The organism is Shewanella sp. 10N.286.51.B8, assembly GCF_041469325.1.
Classification (GTDB): domain Bacteria; phylum Pseudomonadota; class Gammaproteobacteria; order Enterobacterales; family Shewanellaceae; genus Shewanella.
On the sequence record NZ_JBFRKG010000062.1, the window covers coordinates 1 to 19,761 of the forward strand.

The 19,761-nt window shown below is 39.7% G+C and carries 21 protein-coding genes; 9 read left to right on the forward strand and 12 right to left on the reverse strand.

Annotation, left to right across the window (positions count from 1 at the left end; translation table 11 throughout):
• Nucleotides 1–338 precede the first annotated feature (338 nt).
• The 3 genes from AB4160_RS18695 to AB4160_RS18705 all read left to right on the forward strand — a co-directional run bounded on the left by AB4160_RS18695 (nt 339) and on the right by AB4160_RS18705 (nt 3,181).
• On the forward strand, nt 339–1,532 hold the full coding sequence (locus tag AB4160_RS18695; protein ID WP_102435403.1) for an amino acid aminotransferase: 1,194 nt from the start codon (nt 339–341) through the stop codon (nt 1,530–1,532).
• 203 nt (nt 1,533–1,735) lie between these two features.
• Entirely contained in the window at nt 1,736–2,542 is an 807-nt protein-coding gene (locus AB4160_RS18700) for a glucosaminidase domain-containing protein (RefSeq protein ID WP_102435401.1), read from the forward strand.
• Between the two features lie 3 nt (nt 2,543–2,545).
• Nucleotides 2,546–3,181 carry a DUF2987 domain-containing protein gene (locus AB4160_RS18705; protein ID WP_198589348.1) on the forward strand — a complete coding sequence of 212 codons (636 nt, stop codon included), beginning with the start codon at nt 2,546–2,548 and terminating at the stop codon, nt 3,179–3,181.
• A gap of 92 nt (nt 3,182–3,273) precedes the next feature.
• Here AB4160_RS18705 and ttcA read toward each other — a convergent pair whose 3' ends face one another.
• From ttcA to ccoN, 11 genes are all read right to left on the reverse strand, one after another.
• Complete coding sequence (gene ttcA, locus AB4160_RS18710) at nt 3,274–4,203, reverse strand: tRNA 2-thiocytidine(32) synthetase TtcA (protein ID WP_102435639.1); 930 nt, start codon at nt 4,201–4,203, stop codon at nt 3,274–3,276.
• Nucleotides 4,204–4,282: 79 nt separating this feature from the next.
• A complete protein-coding gene (uspE, locus tag AB4160_RS18715; RefSeq protein ID WP_102435397.1) occupies nt 4,283–5,212 on the reverse strand; it encodes a universal stress protein UspE in 930 nt (309 codons plus the stop codon).
• 99 nt (nt 5,213–5,311) lie between these two features.
• The gene (gene etrA, locus AB4160_RS18720) at nt 5,312–6,064 is read right to left on the reverse strand and encodes an electron transport transcriptional regulator EtrA (RefSeq protein WP_102435395.1); all 753 of its coding nucleotides are present in this window, start codon (nt 6,062–6,064) and stop codon (nt 5,312–5,314) included.
• A 55-nt stretch (nt 6,065–6,119) separates the two neighbouring features.
• Nucleotides 6,120–6,809 (reverse strand): sulfite exporter TauE/SafE family protein, encoded by a 690-nt coding sequence (locus AB4160_RS18725; protein ID WP_102435393.1) that lies wholly within the window; start codon nt 6,807–6,809, stop codon nt 6,120–6,122.
• A complete protein-coding gene (ccoS, locus tag AB4160_RS18730) occupies nt 6,806–6,979 on the reverse strand; it encodes a cbb3-type cytochrome oxidase assembly protein CcoS (RefSeq protein ID WP_102435391.1) in 174 nt (57 codons plus the stop codon). The genes AB4160_RS18725 and ccoS overlap by 4 nt, the downstream gene beginning before the upstream one ends.
• Nucleotides 6,976–9,354, reverse strand: coding sequence for a heavy metal translocating P-type ATPase (locus AB4160_RS18735; RefSeq protein ID WP_303460904.1), 2,379 nt, complete (start codon nt 9,352–9,354; stop codon nt 6,976–6,978). The genes ccoS and AB4160_RS18735 overlap by 4 nt, the downstream gene beginning before the upstream one ends.
• An 8-nt stretch (nt 9,355–9,362) precedes the next feature.
• On the reverse strand, nt 9,363–9,842 hold the full coding sequence (locus AB4160_RS18740) for a FixH family protein (RefSeq protein ID WP_076536711.1): 480 nt from the start codon (nt 9,840–9,842) through the stop codon (nt 9,363–9,365).
• Nucleotides 9,843–9,958: 116 nt separating this feature from the next.
• On the reverse strand, nt 9,959–10,915 hold the full coding sequence (gene ccoP, locus AB4160_RS18745; protein ID WP_102439471.1) for a cytochrome-c oxidase, cbb3-type subunit III: 957 nt from the start codon (nt 10,913–10,915) through the stop codon (nt 9,959–9,961).
• Complete coding sequence (locus AB4160_RS18750; protein WP_102439470.1) at nt 10,915–11,091, reverse strand: cbb3-type cytochrome c oxidase subunit 3; 177 nt, start codon at nt 11,089–11,091, stop codon at nt 10,915–10,917. Before AB4160_RS18750 ends, ccoP begins: the two co-directional genes overlap by 1 nt.
• A 10-nt stretch (nt 11,092–11,101) precedes the next feature.
• A complete protein-coding gene (gene ccoO / locus AB4160_RS18755; RefSeq protein WP_102439469.1) occupies nt 11,102–11,716 on the reverse strand; it encodes a cytochrome-c oxidase, cbb3-type subunit II in 615 nt (204 codons plus the stop codon).
• A gap of 11 nt (nt 11,717–11,727) precedes the next feature.
• Nucleotides 11,728–13,161, reverse strand: coding sequence for a cytochrome-c oxidase, cbb3-type subunit I (gene ccoN, locus AB4160_RS18760; RefSeq protein WP_102439468.1), 1,434 nt, complete (start codon nt 13,159–13,161; stop codon nt 11,728–11,730).
• A gap of 271 nt (nt 13,162–13,432) precedes the next feature.
• Here ccoN and AB4160_RS18765 point away from each other — a divergent pair, with 271 nt between their 5' ends.
• Both AB4160_RS18765 and AB4160_RS18770 read left to right on the forward strand, forming a co-directional pair.
• Nucleotides 13,433–13,891, forward strand: coding sequence for a hypothetical protein (locus tag AB4160_RS18765; protein ID WP_372005965.1), 459 nt, complete (start codon nt 13,433–13,435; stop codon nt 13,889–13,891).
• 78 nt (nt 13,892–13,969) lie between these two features.
• A complete protein-coding gene (locus AB4160_RS18770; RefSeq protein WP_102439466.1) occupies nt 13,970–14,182 on the forward strand; it encodes a hypothetical protein in 213 nt (70 codons plus the stop codon).
• A 219-nt stretch (nt 14,183–14,401) separates the two neighbouring features.
• Here AB4160_RS18770 and AB4160_RS18775 read toward each other — a convergent pair whose 3' ends face one another.
• The gene (locus tag AB4160_RS18775) at nt 14,402–15,301 is read right to left on the reverse strand and encodes a LysR family transcriptional regulator (protein WP_102520578.1); all 900 of its coding nucleotides are present in this window, start codon (nt 15,299–15,301) and stop codon (nt 14,402–14,404) included.
• A gap of 323 nt (nt 15,302–15,624) precedes the next feature.
• On the opposite strand from AB4160_RS18775, the gene AB4160_RS18780 reads away from it, so the two are divergent.
• The 4 genes from AB4160_RS18780 to AB4160_RS18795 all read left to right on the forward strand — a co-directional run bounded on the left by AB4160_RS18780 (nt 15,625) and on the right by AB4160_RS18795 (nt 19,735).
• Nucleotides 15,625–16,359, forward strand: coding sequence for a histidine phosphatase family protein (locus tag AB4160_RS18780; RefSeq protein ID WP_102439464.1), 735 nt, complete (start codon nt 15,625–15,627; stop codon nt 16,357–16,359).
• Between the two features lie 39 nt (nt 16,360–16,398).
• A complete protein-coding gene (locus tag AB4160_RS18785) occupies nt 16,399–17,169 on the forward strand; it encodes an SDR family oxidoreductase (protein WP_102439463.1) in 771 nt (256 codons plus the stop codon).
• A 97-nt stretch (nt 17,170–17,266) separates the two neighbouring features.
• On the forward strand, nt 17,267–18,445 hold the full coding sequence (locus AB4160_RS18790) for an NADH:flavin oxidoreductase (protein WP_372005968.1): 1,179 nt from the start codon (nt 17,267–17,269) through the stop codon (nt 18,443–18,445).
• A gap of 78 nt (nt 18,446–18,523) precedes the next feature.
• Nucleotides 18,524–19,735, forward strand: a complete 1,212-nt coding sequence (locus AB4160_RS18795; RefSeq protein WP_102439462.1) for an acyl-CoA dehydrogenase family protein — start codon at nt 18,524–18,526, stop codon at nt 19,733–19,735.
• The last annotated feature ends 26 nt before the right edge of the window (nt 19,736–19,761 follow it).

The window sequence follows — 19,761 nt, forward strand, 5'->3', positions numbered from 1 at the left end:
AGTTGGGGCTTTTTTGTATCCAAAATTTATTTTAATAAAACATATTACTCATAATCCCTCGTCGTTTTTAAATAGACAACATCAGTTAAACTTTAGCTGGTCTTTCTTTATTCGATGTACTCAATTCAGACTATCTGAAATAAAGAACACACAATACTGAACCATGAACTAAGTTAGAGTTCTTTTTATCAAGAATATTTGGTTTTATGGGAATATTTTTAATGAATCTTCAAACTGTGATCTAATTATTACCAGAATGTCTTTTGTGACTACTTCCTAAAGTCATACAATGGTATAAATAGAAAAAAGTTGTTCACTTCAATAGTAGGAAAGATGTAATGATATTTTCTCAAATCCCTCAAGCGCCAGCAGATCCTATCTTAGGTTTAACCGATGCCTTTAAAAAAGATACTCGTACAGACAAAGTTAACTTAGGTGTTGGGATCTACAAAGACGAAGCAGGTCAAACTCCTGTACTGACATCGGTAAAAAAAGCTGAAGCCATTTTATTAGAGACTGAGAAAACAAAGAACTATCTTGGAATTGAAGGTGTGGAGCGTTATAACCAAGTGGTTCAAAGCTTATTATTTGGTAAAGACAGTGCCATCATTCGTGACAAAAGAGCATTTACCGCCCAAGCACCTGGCGGAACAGGTTCTTTACGAGTTGCAGCTGAGTTTTTAGTAAACAACACTGACTCAAATATCTTATGGGTGAGTAACCCGACATGGGCAAACCATCAAAATATTTTTCAAACTGCTGGTTTAGAGATAAAAGAATACGGTTATTACAAAGCTGAAACACATGACATGGATTTCGATGCTATGGTCACCGATCTAAATACTGCGCAAGCTGGTGACATGGTGCTTTTACATGGCTGCTGTCATAACCCTACAGGCATTGATTTGACTATTGAGCAGTGGCAAATCATCGGTCAACTATGTAGCGACAAGCAATTGGTTCCTTTATTTGATTTTGCTTATCAAGGCTTCGGCGCCGGCATTGAAGAAGATGCACAAGGGTTACGTGCTGTAGCTGCCAAAGTGCCTGAATTATTAGTCGCTAACTCATTCTCAAAAAACTTCGGTCTTTATAATGAGCGTATCGGTGCAGTAACCGTTGTTGCTGAAACAGAAGTTGTAGCACAAAAAAGTTTTAGCCAAATCAAAAAGACTATCCGTGCGAGTTACTCAAACCCTCCAGCTCATGGTGGCTTAATTGTGAGTACCATTTTATCTGATGATGGCTTACGTAAAGAATGGGAATCAGAGCTTAGTGCTATGCGTCAACGTATCGCAGAAATGAGAACCTTATTTGTAGATACCTTAAAGCAAGAAGGCGTATCACAAGACTTTAGCTTTATATCACGTCAAAACGGTATGTTTAGTTTTTCTGGTTTAAATAAGCAACAAGTAACTCGTTTAAAAGAAGAGTTTGGTGTTTATATTGTAGGCTCAGGTCGTATTAGCGTTGCAGGAATGACAAAACAAAATATCCCTGTGATTTGTAAAGCGATTGCACAGGTGCTTTAACGATAATGGGCCTTAAAGGCCCATTATTTTTACTTAATCAGTTATCTAAACTTGATATAAAAGCGCTTAAGGTAGTCCATTTTTAATCTCTATTATTGAAATATTTCAGTCTGTTAAAATAGCGATTAATCGCTTTAAGTCATACCTTCTATTACGTGCAAATCTCGGTATAATCACTAAAAAAATTACATAAAGGCTTTTAATTGAAAACAGGTAGAATTGGAAAGTTTACCCTTGCTTTAGCGGGGGTCATCATTGTTATGTTTTTTATCAGAGCTTGGCTAGTACCAACGATTGAACAAATCTTGATAACCACTCCTGATATAAAAGAAAACCCACAGCTTTCAAATCAAGTGCCAGATTTTTCGAGCATTTCAGATATCCCAACTAAGAAACAAACGTTTTTTGATTACATGACGCCTGCAGTCAAACATCAAAATGCAATTATTAGTGCAGAAAGAAAATTTTTAATTGTTATTCTCAATAACCTTCGTAATGGGCAACCGCTTACTGATGCTGATATTTTTAAATTGCAAAAGCTAACTCAAAAATATCGATATCAAGTAAAAAAGTTTGATTTAATCACTCTGACACCGTTACTTGAACGCGTCGATACCTTGCCAGTTAAAATGGTACTAATTCAAGCCGCCAATGAAACTGGTTGGGGCAGCTCTCGCTTCGCTACAGAAGGTAATAATTATTTTGGGCAATGGTGCTTTTCTAAAGGCTGTGGTTTAGTGCCGCAATCAAGAACCCCAGGGCTTAATCATGAAGTTGCATCGTTTGATACCCCAGAGGACTCAATAGCTGCATACCTGCTTAATTTGAATACTAATTCGGCTTACCATTTATTACGTTCAATCAGGGCGGATCTAAGAGCCCAAGATATTGAGCCCACTGCAGAAGAATTGGTCTTTGGCCTGTTACATTACTCAGAACGTAAACATGAATATATCGACGAATTACTTCAAATGATGCGTCATAATAAAAATTATTTAGCTGGATTATAGTTAATGAAAATAACAACAAGATTAGCAATGGCTACAGTGGCTTTCTCGGTAAGCTTTTTTTCAATTGCCGATACGGTATCTATTCCTTATGCCGGTTTTTACGAAAGATTAAAGCAGGTCAACAAAGCCAACTATCAGTTAGTTGAAATTGTGTTTAGTGTGCCTAAAACTCAAGCTTGCACTATTTTAAGCGGGGATATCAGTACTGAGAAAAACCAATATCCATTAACTTTTAATGAGCAGCAGCGGCTTTTTTTACCTTATGATGCTCAGTTAAAATCTGATCGCGGTTTAATTAACTTAACCATGAAGGGTGATCCCACAGGATGTGGCATAGCAATGCAGGTGAGGGCGAAGCAACAGCTTAAATCATATAATCAGCAGCAAATCCTTGCGGTAAAAGATGATATGGATGCGTTATTGGATGGCCAGCAAGGTTTTCCAATGAAGTATTTTAGAAAGCCAATATCTGGTGTTACATTCAGTTTTAACGATACTGACTATCCGGTAACTGTTAGCATTGATAATAAACAGCAGCTTATTAGTGAGCCGCTACAATTGGCTAACTTTACACTCAATGAATTAAATGAGATTTCTTTTTCTGTTACTCCTGCAGTCATTAGCCCGTTTGTCGAGTAAAACTTTTTAGATAGATTGAAAAAGCCCTCAATAGAGGGCTTTTGTATATCTACAGCACTTATTAAAGTGCTGTATAATCGAACGTTATGTGATTACGGCTTGTAGGTACTCACAACATCAATTCTTGCTGCAGCATCAAGATTAATATGGCCGTTGTTACTCATATCAAGAAAATCAAATGCAGGTAGCTCTGATTCAGCCACAGCGCCAGACATAGGTGCGTCAGCATTTCTTTCAAGTGATAAGAAATCAAATTGGTTACGATCAACACCTTGTGACGGCGAGGTATTTTGCATCGCCGTGAAGATGGATTCGATTCTACCAGGGAAATCCACATCCCACTGTTTTAGCATGTCTTTAACTGCACCACGTTTTAAATTTTCTTGTGATCCGCAAAGGTTACATGGAATAATCGGGAACTGTTTCAATTCTGCGTATTCAGCGATGTCTTTTTCTTTACAGTAAGCTAATGGACGGATCACCATGTTAGCCCCATCATCCGAAAGTAATTTTGGTGGCATTGCTTTCATCTTGCCACCAAAGAACATATTTAAGAATAATGTTTCAATGATGTCATCACGGTGGTGACCTAAGGCAATTTTAGTGGCGCCGATCCGCTGTGCGAAACCATATAGGGTTCCTCTACGAAGGCGAGAACATAAAGAGCAAGTGGTTTTACCTTCAGGGATCTTATCTTTGACTATCGAGTAGGTGTCTTTTTCTAAGATATGGTAGGCCACTTTTAAACTATCTAAATAGGCAGGTAGAATATCTTCTGGAAACCCAGGTTGCTTTTGATCTAAATTTACCGCGACAACTTCAAAAGAAATCGGGGCACGTTTTTGTAAATTTAATAAAATATCAAGCATGGCATAACTGTCTTTGCCGCCTGAAAGGCAACACATAACAATGTCACCTTCTTCAATCATTTGATAATCGCCGATAGCACGACCAACTTCATGGCGGAGCTTTTTTTCGAGCTTATTTTGACGATCCAATTGTAGTTTGTTTTGTTGTTGCATTTGCGACATAAAAAAGCGCCCAGTAACCATTTGTTTCAGGGCGCGTATTATTCCAGCATTCTGCCTTAGGGTAAAGGATTTACTCTTCTAGAGGTGACTTATACCCATCTGGCTTGATAGCGAGTAGATCACAGTTAATGCTATCAATAACATGTTCTGCTGTATTACCAATTAGTGCGGCAGAAAAACCTGTACGACCCACTGTACCTAAAATAACTAACTCAGCGTCTAACTTTGTGGCTAATTCAGGAATAATATCTTCAGGCAGACCTTCTTCAACATGGCAATTTTCTAATGGAATATCAAAGCTATGGGCGATAGATTGGATCCGTTGTTCATGCTGCATTCGGACCGTGTCGTTATAACTTGCGGCATCAAACTCTGGCAATTCTATGGCTAAATTGACAGGGGTACCTGGATAGCCATTAACTAAATGCACTTTAGCTGAAAACTTATCGGCTAAATTTAAGGCGTTTTTAATAACTTTGGTATTAAGAGTCTGATGATCTTCATCTTCAGACGCTACATTTATTGCGCAAACAATATTACCTGCTACTGGCCAATCGTGTTCTTTAACCATAAGAACAGGAATAGGCGCTTTACGTAATAAATGCCAATCAGTAGGTGTGAAAATAATTGATTTGAGTTTATCGTGCTCGTGGGTGCTTTTGACCAACAAATCAAATTGTTCATCGATAGCGTATTTAATAACACTTTCAAATGGGCGATTGTGCCAAACTACTTTCGCATCAATAGACATTCCAGTCTTAGTATAACTTTCGATGGCTTCATTTAACCAGGTTTCACGTTGAGCTATAACGCCTTGACGCATAGCTTCACGCTCATTACTGGATAAAATTGATGTCATCTCGTAGGAGAAGTCAAAAATAGTGAGAAATGCAGTGATAGTTGCGTTGGACTTACTCGCTAGCTCAACAGCTCTAGCTAACGCAGGTTGATGATCTGTCATAGGGTTTATGACAACGAGTATCTTATTATAATCCTTCATAAAACCTCCAAGCTAAAATGTTAAACTCTGTTAATTAACTATCACTGTTATTGCCATAAAATACTTTGAGAGAGATCAAACTTTGAAAAGTTGTTAGGCCTAGGTTGCAATCCGCGAATTACCCGCTAACTGACTCAGTGCTTTATGATCAACAATAGTGATGTATTTGCCTTTAACTTCAATAAAGCCTGACTTTTGAAAACGGCCAAGTAAGCGGCTAATTGTTTCAACTGTTAGCCCAAGGTAATTACCAATATCACCACGGGTCATGGTTAATCTAAATTCATGAGGTGAGAAACCGCGGCTACCAAAACGGTTAGCCAGATTGCTGATAAATGCGGCTAGGCGTTCTTCGGCATTCTTTTTAGATAACAACAAAATCATTTCTTGATCGCTCATGATCTCATTACTCATGAGACGCATTATCTGTTGTCTAAGTTTTGGCATACTGCCCGCTAAGGTATCTAAAGTATCAAACGGTATTTCACATACCATTGCAGTTTCTAATGCTTGGGCAAAACTCTGATGAATTTGAGAATGAATACCATCAAAGCCGATAACGTCACCAGCTAAATGAAAGCCAGTGATTTGTTCATCGCCTTGCTCTGTGATGGTGTAGCTTTTAATTGTTCCAGATCGAATAGCAAATAAAGACTTGAGAGGATCACCAGACTTAAATATTTGGTCACCTTTTTGCACTGGCTTTTTACGCTCAATAATCTCATCGAGTCTATCTAACTCGTTGTTATTAAGCGAGAAGGGGATACATAATGATTCCATACTGCAATCATGACAATGTATCGCACAACCTCCGGTTGATGCTCGAAGTTGTTTAGTTGGGTCTATAGGCATATGTACTCTCAATTAATTACTACTTAGCCATGTTAAACTAATAACAAAGTTACAGCTAGTTTAGCTGCATGATGGCGATATATATAGTTTGTAGCCCAAATACTACAATCAAGATCCCACTTATCATTCGGACCTGCTTTTTTTGTACCCATTGAGCTAACGTTTTCGCCGCTACACCGGCACTGAGTAACGCGGGCAATGTACCTAAACCAAAAGCTAACATGATTAAGGCGCCATCAAGGGCATTACCAGCCGCAACAGCCCAAGTTAAGGTGCTATAGACTAAACCGCATGGTAACCAACCCCATATTATACCAGCCATGACGGCTTGATGTTTATGTTTAATGGGTAACAATTTGTTAGCCAATGGCTTTAAAAAACGCCATAACATTTTGCCCACTTTTTCGATTTGCACGATACCAAACCAAAGCTGGGCGATGTAAAGCCCTGTGGCTATCATCATAATGCCAGCAAAAATACGCAGGCCGATAAGATAGTTATCAAGGTCAAACATATAACCTAAGGCTGCGGTACTGGCTCCAGCTAATGCACCAGCTAGGGTATAACTGAGTATCCTGCCTAGATTGTAGCTTAATAAAAAACTTAACTGATTGGCGAGCTGATTTGATGCTGTATTGGGTAAGTTAGATGCAAATGCGCCAACTAAACCACCACACATGCCAAAGCAATGTGCCGCACCCATTAATCCAACTAAAAAAGCACCCCATACATTGTATTCAATCAATTCTTTTTCTCTGATTCTGTTTCACTTGGTTTATCTTCATCAAATAAAATAGAAACACTTTGACGGTCTAAATCGTCGAATTGTTCACTTTTGACTGCCCAAAAGAAGATGGCAACAGCAATTGCAACAAATAGCATTGCGATAGGAATTAGTACGTAGATGATACTCATATTTTTATCCTGAGTAAGCGTAAGCTGTTAGATACGACAATAATCGAACTAACTGACATTCCAATCGCTGCAATATACGGTACTACATGACCGGTAACCGCTAGCGGTAGAATAATGACATTGTAAGCAAACGCCCAAATTAAGTTTTGTTTTATTATTTTATTTGTTAACTTTGAAACTGTAATTGCTTGATTAAACTTAGATAGTTGATCACCAAGTAAAATCAAATCAGCACTATTTTTAGCGATAGCGCTGCCACTTCCCATCGCGACGGATAAATTGGCTCCGGCTAAAACGGGAGCATCATTAATGCCATCTCCAAACATTGCCACATCTTGTGTTTGTTGTAATTTGTTTATCAAATCTAGTTTATCTTTAGGGTTAAGTCCTGCATAACTATTTTTAACATTAAGCTGCTGCGCGATAGCGTTCACATGGCTGGCACAGTCACCACTAGCAATACTAACATCGATATTTTGATGTTGAAGTTGTTTTATGGTTTCTAGACTATCTACCCTGAGAGCATCCTTTAGGGAAAAACAGGCTGTAATAATGCCATTCACAGACAACCACAACAGTTTGCCGTTGCACTGATTGGCATCGACTCCCACAAATTCAGCATTACCAATTTTAACGACATCAGTATTAATGTTACCTGATATGCCTAAGCCAACGTGATGCTGTATGTCGGTGGCACAAATATCACTGTGAGCATGGGCTTTAAATGCACTGGCAATTGGGTGAAGTGAGCCAGTTTCTAATGCGGCGGCATAGGCTAAAACGGTTTGTTCATTTTGGCTATCGGTTAATACAATACTTTCAAGTGAAATAGTGCCGCAGGTTAAGGTACCGGTTTTATCGAATACGACATGGTTGATACGAGGCAGTTTTTCAAATACCCCAGCTTTTCGGGTGATTATACCCAGTTTGGTAAAAATAGCCGTCGCGCAAGTAATCGCAGTTGGCGTAGCAAGGGCGAGGGCACAAGGACAGGTTGCCACTAATACCGATAATGTCACCCAAAAAGCATCTTCTGGTGAAATTTGTAACCACACCACATAGGTTAACGACGCAATTGCTAAAATCGTACCTGAAAAATAACGCGCTAACCTATCAGCCAGTTTCGCAATAGCAGGTTTGGTGTTTGAAGCCACTTCTTGCAAGCGAATAATTTCAGCGACGAGTTGATCTTGTCCTAAAGCGGTGACTTTTACCGTCAGGGCTTGATCAATATTAATTGTGCCAGCAAATACACTGTCATTAATGGTTTTAATGAGAGGCATTTGCTCACCTGTGAGCATTGATTCATTAAGACCCGATTTCCCTTCAATAATATCCCCATCAGCGGCAACGATATCGCCCGGTCTAACAAGGATAATATCGCCTAATTTTAATCGCTTGGCAGGTATTTCTGAAATATCACCATCAAGTTTTAAATGAGCTGTTAATGGCACCAGTTTATGAAGATTACTTGAATTGACGGATGCAGTTTGTTTGGCTTTTTGTTCAAAATAGCGGCCAAGTAATAGGAAGAAAGTAAACATGGAGACAGATTCAAAATACACTTCTCCATTGCCATTAATCGTTGCAAAACAACTGGCAATATAAGCTCCGGCGATTGCAATTGATACCGATAAGTCCATATTGAGTTTACCGCTAAGTAAACTTCTTATGGCGCTGAAATAAAAAGGCTGAGCAGAATAAAATACCACTGGCGCGGCCAAGGTCATACTGACCCAGCGAAAGTAATCGCGCATTTGAGTATCTTGGAGGGTGAAGTAATCAGAGTACAAGGCCAATGCAAACATCATCACTTGCATGGTAGCAAAACCAGCTAAGCCTAAGCGTAATAAAAACTTTCGGCCTTCTGTTTTACTTTGCTTTTCTTGCTCATCCACTTGATAAGGCGCAGCCTGGTAGCCAATACGGCTTATCGCCGCAAGAATTTCACTGAGTTTCAGTGACTCTTCATGCCAACTAACTAAAGCGCGCTGCGTGGTAGAATTTACGCTTATGTTAGTAATACCCGCTAATTGTTTTAGCTTATGTTCAATTAACCATGCGCATGCCGCACAGGTTATACCGTCAATCGAAACTGAAATGGTATTGATACCATCAACTTTGTGGGTAAGGTCTTGTTGAACTTCAGGGATATCATAAGCTGAGTATTGCGCTAATTCAGCTGGGACCAGGGCAGTTTGTTTGCTACCCGGTTCACTTCGATATTGGTAATAACTCGCCAGACCTGAATCAATAATAGCTTGTGAAACCGCCTGACAACCAGGACAGCACATAAGCTGATCTTGGTTGTCGATAAAAGTGGTGAATTCATTGCCAGTTAAAACAGGTTCATTACAGTGATAGCAGTTTTGCATTATATATATCAATTCAACCAGTATTCGACATCATCATGAATTTCAATACGTTGCTGGATTCTCCAGCTTGCATCAAAGCCTTCAAGTCGGACATTCCATGGCCCAGAAATCGCTTCTGATAAACCAATTCGATATGTGCCGTTGCCATCAGCAGTGGCATTAATGTTGAAATCTTTTTCTTCAAGGGTTGGGTGAATAAAACTGACTTTCAATACGGCTTGGTATGCAGGACCGCCATGTTGAGATATTTTAAGTTCGTGATCGTCAACTTCAATTAAGTATTGCATGCCTAAGTTTTTAGCTTGCTTAATTTTACGCAAATCCATATTGATGGCTTTGCCTTCTTTGTAATAATCATCTGAAACCAAGGAGTCAGCATTATCAATGGCGATACTCATCGCAACCATGCTTTTAAGGACAACAACAAAAAGAAGAACAACGATAAACCAAGGCCAAAAGTGCTTATACCAGGGAAGAGGAGCAGACATAAAACGGTCCTAATTATTAACTTTTATTATTAATCTATTTTAACCTGAAAACCATTAATAATCACTTAAAAAAAAGGCCTCGTTTAAACGAGGCCTTTTTTGTTATCAAGCTGTAACTATTTGTTTGATAAGCTATAAACGTATGCAGATACTACATGAACTTTTTCTTCACCTAGGATATCTTTCCACGCTGGCATAACACCTGAACGACCATTTGCAATTGATTGCATAACTTGTAAACGGCTTCCGCCATATAACCAAGCATCATCAGTTAAATTAGGTGCGCCCATAAACTTATTACCAGTGCCATCCATACCATGACAAGCAAAACAGCCTTTCATGAATGAACCTTGACCTTGAGCTGCTAACGTAGCGTCATGATCACGTCCTGATAGTTTAAACACGTATTCAGCTAAGCCACGAATTTCACTATCTTCGATGGGTAATCCGCCTTTAGGAGGCATCATGCCGTTACGACCATTCATCAGCGTTGTCTTAATAGTTGCAGGATCGCCACCATATAACCAATTACCATCGGTTAAATCTGGGAAGCCAACACTACCGCGAGCATCCGAACCATGACATTGAGCACAGTTTTGTAGGAATAAACGCCCACCAACTTTAAGTGCCTCTTCGTCTTTAACTAGCTCTTCAATTGGCGTAGCTAAATAAGCAGCAAAGATAGGGCCGTATTGCTTGTCAGCACTTGCGACTTCACGATCGTACTGAGAAAGGCGTTGCTCTGCAGTAGCTAACTCAACCGCTGCTTTAGACTCTTCGATTGAACGAACACTTTGGTTCGAACTTGTCCAACCAAATAGCCCTTGATAGCTGCCAAGACCGGGGTAAAGTGCTAGATAAATCAAACCAAACACGATACTGATGTAGAACATATAAGACCACCACTTTGGTAGTGGGTTATTAAGTTCTTCAATGCCGTCAAAGCTATGACCCATTGATTCCCCTTCATCAATTCCTGTGTTGTTCTTAGAGCAAGCTCTAAGCAGGAAAAAACAACCGGCGATAACTAATAATGTTGGAAAAATAATCCAAACGTTCCAAAAGATACTCATTACTTATTATCTCCTGAATTATTAGCGCGTGTCGCGATTTCTTCTTCAGAAAAAATCAGATTAGCAGCTTCATCAAATTTGGCTTTGCTTTTTGAGCTATAAGCCCAATAGAAAATACCGGCAAATACCACCATAACAATAATGGTTAGAATGCCTTGTAATGTTCCATAATCCATAACTGCCTCCTTATTTCAGTGCATGACCTAAAGACTGAAGATAAGCAATTAACGCTTCAAGTTCAGTTTTGCCTTTAACAGCAGCTTCAGCACCTGCAATTTCTTCCGCGGTATACAAATTATGATCCGGGTGGAAATTACTTAAGATTTGCATTTTATTGCCCGTTAGTTTTCCATCTAATTTGGTATCTGCTAACCAAGGGTAAGCAGGCATATTAGATTGAGGCACTACACTACGTGGGTCGATTAAATGCACTTCATGCCATTTATCACTGTAACGACCGCCAACACGGGCTAAGTCAGGACCAGTACGTTTAGACCCCCACTGAAATGGGTGGTCCCAAACTGATTCGCCAGCAACAGAGTAGTGACCGTAACGTTCAGTTTCGGCACGTAAAGGACGGATCATTTGGCTGTGACAGTTGTAACAACCTTCACGGACATAAATATCACGACCTTCAATCTGCAAAGCATTGTACGGCTTTAAACCTTCAACTGGTTCAGTAGTATCTTTTTGGAAAAGCAAAGGGGTGATCTGTACTAGACCACCGAAACTAATTGCGATTACAGTAAAAATACCAAGCAGGCCGATGTTTTTTTCGATTATTTCATGATTAAATTTCATCGTTCTGCTCCTTATGCTTTGGCTTCAGCTAATGCTGGAAGGGTGTCTTTAGGGGCATTAACGGTACGCAACACGTTATACGCCATGATAAACATACCCGTTAAGAAGAACACACCACCAATAAAGCGAACAAAGTAGAACGGATAAGATGCTTCTAAGCTTTCAACAAAGCTATAAGTCAAAGTACCGTCAGAGTTAACTGCGCGCCACATTAGACCTTGCATCACACCAGAGATCCACATTGATACTATGTATAAAACTGTACCAATTGTCGCTAACCAGAAATGGACGTTAACTAGGCTAGTACTGTACATACGGCCATGACCAAATAGCACAGGAATTAAATGGTATAAAGAACCAATTGAAACCATCGCAACCCAACCAAGCGCACCAGAGTGAACGTGACCAACAGTCCAGTCAGTGTAATGAGACAGTGCGTTTACGGTTTTAATTGCCATCATTGGTCCTTCGAAGGTAGACATACCATAGAAAGATAATGAAACAACTAAGAAACGTAATACTGGATCTGTACGCAGTTTATGCCAAGCACCAGACAGTGTCATAATACCGTTAATCATACCGCCCCAAGAAGGTGCGAATAAAATTAGCGACATCACCATACCCAATGTTTGTGTCCAATCAGGTAAAGCAGTGTAATGAAGATGATGCGGACCTGCCCAGATATATAACGCAATCAATGCCCAAAAGTGAACAATTGATAAACGGTAAGAATATACCGGACGACCAGCTTGCTTAGGTACAAAGTAGTACATCATACCTAAGAAACCTGCTGTTAATAAGAAACCAACAGCGTTATGGCCATACCACCACTGCACCATGGCATCTACTGCGCCAGAATACATTGAATAGGATTTGAATAAGCTTACTGGTACCGCCATTGAGTTAACAATGTGCAATACTGCAACCGTAATGATGAAAGCACCGAAGAACCAGTTTGCAACGTAAATATGCGATGTTGTTCGTTTGATAATGGTACCAAAGAACACAATTGCATAACTCACCCAGACAATGGTAATGGCGATATCAATTGGCCACTCAAGTTCTGCATATTCTTTACCAGAGGTGAAACCCATTGGTAATGTAATTGCAGCAGAGAGGATAATGGCTTGCCATCCCCAAAACGTGAAAGCAGCTAATTTAGGTGCAAACAGTTTGGTTTGACAAGTGCGTTGTACGATATAGTAGGATGTTGCGAAAAGGGCTGAAGTACCAAACGCGAAAATCACGGCATTCGTATGCAAAGGTCGTAAACGACTATACGTTAACCATGGAGTTTCAAAGTTTAGTTGTGGCCAGATTAACTGGGCCGCAATCAATACACCAACTGCCATACCAACGATTCCCCACAATACTGTGGTTAATGCAAATTGGCGAACAACGGTGTAATTGTAATCAGCGCCTGTAGGCTGGGAATGGTTCATCATAATGCTTCCACGGCTTATTACTTTTACTTTAAAATTAGTAAAGAAAGATCTTTACCTGTTTAGGGTGACAGGTGGTTAAAAAAGTATCTGTTTTAGAGTTGCTTTTTTAATTATTGTCAAGGTGTTACCTCATGTTTTTTATAACTATCACGAGGCAATGCAATGATACTTGAGCTAAGTCAAAAAAGATATATGTGAGCTAGGTGTAAACTTGATCTAGATCAATTTCCTAAAGATAATGTTATCAATATGAATCGAGAGGTTAAAAGTTGTGCAGTTTTTAACAAAATGGATTGTTGGCTCTTTTTTTATAGTGTTTTTAGGTGGATGTAATCCTCAATCAAACACTAAAACAGTAACATCTGATGCAATAGACAGCAGTTTGTGCCAATTTCAACAAGGGGTATGTAAGTTAAATGTTAACGGTATCGACATTATGCTGATGATTAACCCCGTTTTCACACCAAGTGAAAAACCTTTGAGTATTGATTTACACTTTTCCGTCCCTGTCACTGATGTAAAAATGCGAATCGAAGGAAGAGACATGTTTATGGGGGTAATACCGGTAAATCTTACTGCAGAAAAAAACAGTAATCCTAACCACTATAAAGGTAGTGCTATTTACGGTTCCTGTAGTAGTAATTATATGGTTTGGCGCGCGCTAGTTAACTATTCAATTGACGGAAAGCCGCAATCAACATGGTTTGATTTTTTAGCTGACAATAAATAGTCAAAGATAAAGGCTGAACCTTATTGATAATCATTCTCAATTGGTTATAATAGCCAAAAAATCAATTGAGAAAATAGTATGTCCCAATTAAACATTTCAATATCCATCGATAAACTTGCTAAGTTAATTCAATCAGGCCAATTGTGCGTTGCTGACTTTAGAAGTTTAGACACTCAAACAAAGCAACAGTTATGGCAATTATGTCTGCTCAGTTGTAAAGAACGGATACACTGCCAGCATCCTGCCGATAACCCTAACAACTTAATAGAAATGTTTTCTGAGTTAGGGTGATTTGAGCATTATGAAAACTAAAATCACCTTCTTTAAACCAAGTTAGTACTACCGACATAGTGAATGTCAAACTTCATTAGTAGATGACGAGTTGGTACCTCAAAACGTTAACAGTGCTTAACTACAGCTTGCATCAAACTTTCAAATCAAAGCCAATATTATTGATTAAGTCTAGGTTCAGTTACTGACAAGCTTTTAACGGGCCAATTAATTGTTAGTTTAGTTATTTGATGCCGCCATAATCATTTTATTACGAAGCCACTTATTAGCGGGCTCTTTATCGACATTCACATGCCAATATAAATGCACGTCAATGCCCGGCAATTCAACAGGCATCGGATAAATGTTGATATCAAACAATTCACTGTACATCTCAGCTGCTCTTCTAGGCAATGTGAGCAACATATCGTTATTGGTGATAATACGGCATGCCGAAAAAGGATGTTGGCAGCGTAATGATATTTTACGATGTAAGCCTAAGCGTGATAATTCAAAATCTTCAAGTCCTGGCCCTGTTGAGCGCGAAGACACTAAAACATGTTGAAGATGTAAATAAGTATCCAAATCTAAGCTGCTATTAATAGTAGGGTGCTCCTTGCGTGCCACCACCACCACTTGATCTAGTTCTAGTTGGGTATGCAAAATATTATTGCTAACAGGAATAAGTGCATCAATGGCTAAATCGATATCGCCACTGGCTAATTTATTTTCTAAATCACTACGCCTTACGCGTTTATTACTGCGTAGATTTATCGTCGGAGACTCTTTAGATAAACTTTGCTGTAGTGGCGGTAAATAGTAGGGTTCTAATGAACCATGCAATGACAGTGAAAAATTTTCACGGGAGGTTGACGGCTCAAACTGCCTTGATTGCACCAAACAAACCTGTAGCTGATGTAAGGCTTCACGCACATCCGCAATAACATTCTTTGCCACCGGCGTCGGTCTCATTTCATTACCTTGTCGCACAAATAAAGCATCATCAAAGTGAGCACGCAACTTACCTAAGGAATGACTGACTGCGGGTTGAGACAAATTTAGTACAGAAGCCGCTTTTGTAATATTTCCCTCACAATAAATTGCATCAAAAACCACAAACAAATTTAAATCTATTTTCATGCTGACACCATTGCATCCTTGCTAAAAATCTACACTGCTAACTTTAATCAAAAAAATTCAACCTACGCTGGTCAAAATTTATCAGCCTAACTATTTAAAATATAAATAGTAGGGTATAAGAACTATTCATTTGTTTAATCTAGGTTGCAACCTTAGCATAGTCATGTCGATTTTAAACAGCCCGATTACAAAGGTAACTAAACCACCAGCAGTTGTTAGTCAATAAACGTGCAGGTGGTAATTAAAAGCTATAAACAAATTGAAGCATCAATAAACGTTTTTTGTTTCGCTGCTTAAAACCCAATATCACACTGAGTATTTATATGGCTGCAATATATTTGATAAGACATGGGCAAGCTTCTTTTGGAAGTGCTGATTACGATCAGCTGTCAAAAAAAGGTGAACAACAAGCACAGCTTCTTGGTGAATATTGGCGCGCAAGAGCCCAGCCAAGTAAGTTTTATTGTGGCGATCTGTTACGCCATGGGCAAACATTATCTGGATTTAATAAAGGTTATCAAACCAGCACAGTCCCGATGATTATTCACTCGGGCTTTAATGAATTTGACCATGTTGATATTTTAAAAAAACACCACCCTCAATGGCAAAACTTCCCCAAGATGAGTGAAGATATCAATAAATTGCAGCACCCCAATAAAACCTTTCAAAAAGAATTTGCACTGGCGTTAGAACGCTGGATGTTCAGTGATAAACATGACGAATATAAAGAAAGCTGGCCGCAGTTCAAGTTACGCTGCATCCGTGCGCTACAAAATATAATAGATCAAGAGTTGGCCACTAAACGCCAGCTTAGTGCTAATGATGACAATGCAAAAAAATCAAAAGATATATTGGTATTTACTTCCGGCGGAACAATTTCAGTCATCATTCAACATATCCTTAAATTAACCAATAAAGAATTATTGATGATAAATCAGCAGGTTAGAAATACCAGTGTCACTAAATTATTATTTTCAGAACAGATGCTAAGTATCGATTATTTAAATAATTATAGTCATTTAGAGCAAGCAGGAGAAGACTGGGTAACCTTTAGATAACGCCGCATAAAACAACTTAAAAATAGATAGGGATTAAGCATGGCAGAGATCAACTTATTTGATTTAACAGGGAAAGTAGCATTAGTCACTGGCGCGAGTCGTGGTATTGGTGAAAGTATTGCGAAACTTTTAGGCCAGTACGGCGCGCATGTTATCGTTTCAAGTCGAAAACTTGATGCGTGTAATAAAGTGGTCGATGACATTGTTATCGCTGGCGGCAGTGCAGAGGCAATTGCATGTCATATTGGTGAGATGGAACAAATAGACTCGCTGTTTGCCGCTATTACACAAAAGCATGGCAAGTTAGATATTTTAGTGAACAATGCCGCCGCTAATCCATATTTCGGCCACATTATGGATACTGATTTAAGTGCCTTTCAAAAAACTGTCGACGTTAACATTCGTGGCTATTTCTTTATGTCTACCCAAGGCGCTAAATTGATGAAGCAAAGTGGCGGTGGATCTATTGTCAATGTGGCATCCGTTAATGGCGTTATCCCGGGTGATTATCAAGGTATATATTCGATAACCAAAGCTGCGGTAATTTCAATGACGCACGCTTTTGCCAAAGAATGTGCTCAGTTTAATATTCGAGTTAATGCGTTACTACCTGGCGGCACAGATACTAAATTTGCCTCGGCATTAGTCGACAACCCTAAAATCCTCAAACAAATGATGCATCACGTGCCAATGAAACGTGTGGCGCAGCCAGACGAAATGGCCGGCACAGTATTGTATCTCGTCTCTAACGCTTCTAGCTATACCACAGGCACCGCGATTAATGTGGATGGTGGCTATTTAATCGGTTAATTAACGAGATTATGGCAAAAACCGTTATTAATAGCAGTCAATTCGCATCAAATAACTAAAAACAATAACCAATAAAAACCCGTGTTAGGAAAAAATTATGAGCAGTCAAAACAGCACTATTTCAAGCAACAGCACTATTTCTAACAACAGCACTCCGAATAACACCAATAATAGTATCGATAAACTATTTGAATCTTTCAGCAGCAAAAGTTTGTCATTAAAAAATAAAACCGTGATGGCACCAATGACACGTGCCTTTTCGCCAAACTATGTGCCTACTGCAGATGTTGCGGCTTACTATCGTCGCCGCGCAGAAGGTGATGTAGGTTTAATTATTACCGAAGGTACCTTTATTTCCCATAAAGCGGCTAACGGTTATGAAAACGTGCCCGCGATTTATGGAGAGAAGGCCCTTGCAGGCTGGAAGCATGTGGTAGATGAAGTACACGCCGCTGGCGGAAAAATTGCCCCTCAGCTTTGGCATGTGGGGTCTGTCAGAAAATTAGGCATAGGTCCAGATAAAGAAGCGCCTGCCCATAGTCCGTCTGGTTTATACAAACCTGGCGCAGAAAATGGTGTCGCTATGACTCAGGCCGATATTGATGACGTTGTTGCTTCATTTGCCCAAGCAGCATTGGATGCGAAAAATATTGGATTTGATGCTATCGAAGTGCATGGGGCACATGGTTACTTAGTTGATCAGTTTTTCTGGGAAGGCACCAACCAACGCCATGATAAATATGGTGGCTCACTTGAAAATCGCACTCGTTTCGGTGTTGAGATTGTCAAAGCCATACGTGCAGCTGTAGGTGCAGACTTTACAATTATTTTCCGATTTTCTCAGTGGAAACAACAAGATTATAGCGCCAAGCTTTGCCAAACCCCTGAGGAATTAGAAACTTTCTTATGTTTACTCAGCAATGCCGGTGTCGATATATTCCACGCAAGTACCCGACGCTTTTGGGTTGCTGAGTTTAAAGGTTCAAATCTTAATTTAGCGGGCTGGACTAAAAAGCTTACCAATAAACCCGTTATTACAGTGGGTAATGTTGGTTTAGATGCTGACTTTATCGGTGAAGGTAACGCCGATCTTTCTGGCACATCTAACCCAACGGGTATTGATGAATTACTGATCCGTTTAAATAACGATGAGTTTGACTTAGTGGGTATTGGCCGCGCTTTACTCGTTGATCCGCAGTGGGTAAATAAGATTAAGTCCAATGCGATAGACGAGATTAAACCATTTAACAAAAAATCACTGATGTCGCTTAGTTGATTGTTAACTGACGACATGACCTGCGTACTGCACTGTTTGTAATGCAAAAAATGATGTTCAGATTGAAAGGGGAATAAAATGGATTTTGAATACAGTCCTAAAGTTCAGCAGCTAATGAAACGTGTCAGCAAATTTATGGATTTACATATTTTTCCTAACGAAGCAGCAATGCATAAACAAGTTGAACTTGAACCTTGGTCAACCCCTCCTTTAATGGAAGAGCTCAAGGCAATCGCAAAAGCGGAAGGCTTATGGAATTTATTTTTACCGGTTACCTATGGCAAATATAGTGCAGGGTTAACCAACCTTGAATATGCACCGCTGGCAGAGTTAATGGGCCGAGTCATGTGGGCGCCTGAAGTGTTTAACTGCGCTGCACCTGACACTGGCAATATGGAAGTATTAGCTCGTTACGGTAACGAAGCCCAAAAGAAACAATGGTTAGAACCATTACTGGAAGGCAAAATTCGTTCAGCTTTTGCGATGACAGAGCCAGAAGTCGCTTCAAGTGATGCGACCAATATTGAATTACGTATAGAACGTGACGGTAATGAATATGTCATTAATGGCCGTAAATTCTATATCAGTGGCGCATGCCGCAAGCAATGTGAAATTATGATTGTGATGGGTAAAACGGATCCAACAAATAGCAATCGCTACGTACAGCAGTCACAGGTGCTGGTACCAATGGATACCCCTGGTGTGACTTTAGTCAGGCCGATGAAGGTATTTGGTTTTGATGACTCGCCAGAAGGCCACGCTGAAGTCATGTTTGACAATGTCCGTGTACCTGTTGCAAACATTATTGTTGGTGAGGGCAAAGGTTTTGAAATCGCTCAAGGTCGCTTAGGCCCTGGGCGGATACATCATTGCATGCGCTCAGTTGGCATCGCCCAGCGGGCTTTAGATTTAATGTGTAAACGTGTCAGTGAACGCATTGTGTTTGGTCAGCCGATGATAAAACAACAATCGGTACGTGAAGATATTGCAAAGTCAGCCTGTCAGATTGAACAAGCGCGATTGATGACGTTAAAAGCAGCCCAAAAAATGGACACCGAAGGCAATAAAGCCGCTAAAGATTTAATCGCCATGATTAAAATTGTTGCCCCGAATATGTCCCTTGATGTCATCGACCGTGCAATCCAATGTCATGGGGCTGTGGGTGTTAGCCAAGATACATTTTTAGCTCATGCTTGGGCTGGGCAACGAACCTTACGTTTAGCTGATGGACCCGATCAGGTGCATATGATGCAACTGGGACGTGACTTAGTTAAGAAGGTAGCGAATTAACATCTGGCATCACCTGACTGTAATCA

Excerpts from the sequence above, each read along its gene's own strand:
- AB4160_RS18695 (WP_102435403.1), top strand. The coding sequence starts at position 339 with ATGATATTTTCTCAAATCCCTCAAGCGCCAGCAGATCCTATCTTAGGT.
- AB4160_RS18705 (WP_198589348.1), top strand. The coding sequence starts at position 2,546 with ATGAAAATAACAACAAGATTAGCAATGGCTACAGTGGCTTTCTCGGTA.
- ttcA (WP_102435639.1), bottom strand. The coding sequence starts at position 4,203 with ATGCAACAACAAAACAAACTACAATTGGATCGTCAAAATAAGCTCGAA.
- uspE (WP_102435397.1), bottom strand. The coding sequence starts at position 5,212 with ATGAAGGATTATAATAAGATACTCGTTGTCATAAACCCTATGACAGAT.
- etrA (WP_102435395.1), bottom strand. The coding sequence starts at position 6,064 with ATGCCTATAGACCCAACTAAACAACTTCGAGCATCAACCGGAGGTTGT.
- ccoS (WP_102435391.1), bottom strand. The coding sequence starts at position 6,979 with ATGAGTATCATCTACGTACTAATTCCTATCGCAATGCTATTTGTTGCA.
- AB4160_RS18735 (WP_303460904.1), bottom strand. The coding sequence starts at position 9,354 with ATGCAAAACTGCTATCACTGTAATGAACCTGTTTTAACTGGCAATGAA.
- AB4160_RS18740 (WP_076536711.1), bottom strand. The coding sequence starts at position 9,842 with ATGTCTGCTCCTCTTCCCTGGTATAAGCACTTTTGGCCTTGGTTTATC.
- ccoP (WP_102439471.1), bottom strand. The coding sequence starts at position 10,915 with ATGAGTATCTTTTGGAACGTTTGGATTATTTTTCCAACATTATTAGTT.
- AB4160_RS18750 (WP_102439470.1), bottom strand. The coding sequence starts at position 11,091 with ATGGATTATGGAACATTACAAGGCATTCTAACCATTATTGTTATGGTG.
- ccoO (WP_102439469.1), bottom strand. The coding sequence starts at position 11,716 with ATGAAATTTAATCATGAAATAATCGAAAAAAACATCGGCCTGCTTGGT.
- ccoN (WP_102439468.1), bottom strand. The coding sequence starts at position 13,161 with ATGATGAACCATTCCCAGCCTACAGGCGCTGATTACAATTACACCGTT.
- AB4160_RS18770 (WP_102439466.1), top strand. The coding sequence starts at position 13,970 with ATGTCCCAATTAAACATTTCAATATCCATCGATAAACTTGCTAAGTTA.
- AB4160_RS18775 (WP_102520578.1), bottom strand. The coding sequence starts at position 15,301 with ATGAAAATAGATTTAAATTTGTTTGTGGTTTTTGATGCAATTTATTGT.
- AB4160_RS18780 (WP_102439464.1), top strand. The coding sequence starts at position 15,625 with ATGGCTGCAATATATTTGATAAGACATGGGCAAGCTTCTTTTGGAAGT.
- AB4160_RS18785 (WP_102439463.1), top strand. The coding sequence starts at position 16,399 with ATGGCAGAGATCAACTTATTTGATTTAACAGGGAAAGTAGCATTAGTC.
- AB4160_RS18790 (WP_372005968.1), top strand. The coding sequence starts at position 17,267 with ATGAGCAGTCAAAACAGCACTATTTCAAGCAACAGCACTATTTCTAAC.
- AB4160_RS18795 (WP_102439462.1), top strand. The coding sequence starts at position 18,524 with ATGGATTTTGAATACAGTCCTAAAGTTCAGCAGCTAATGAAACGTGTC.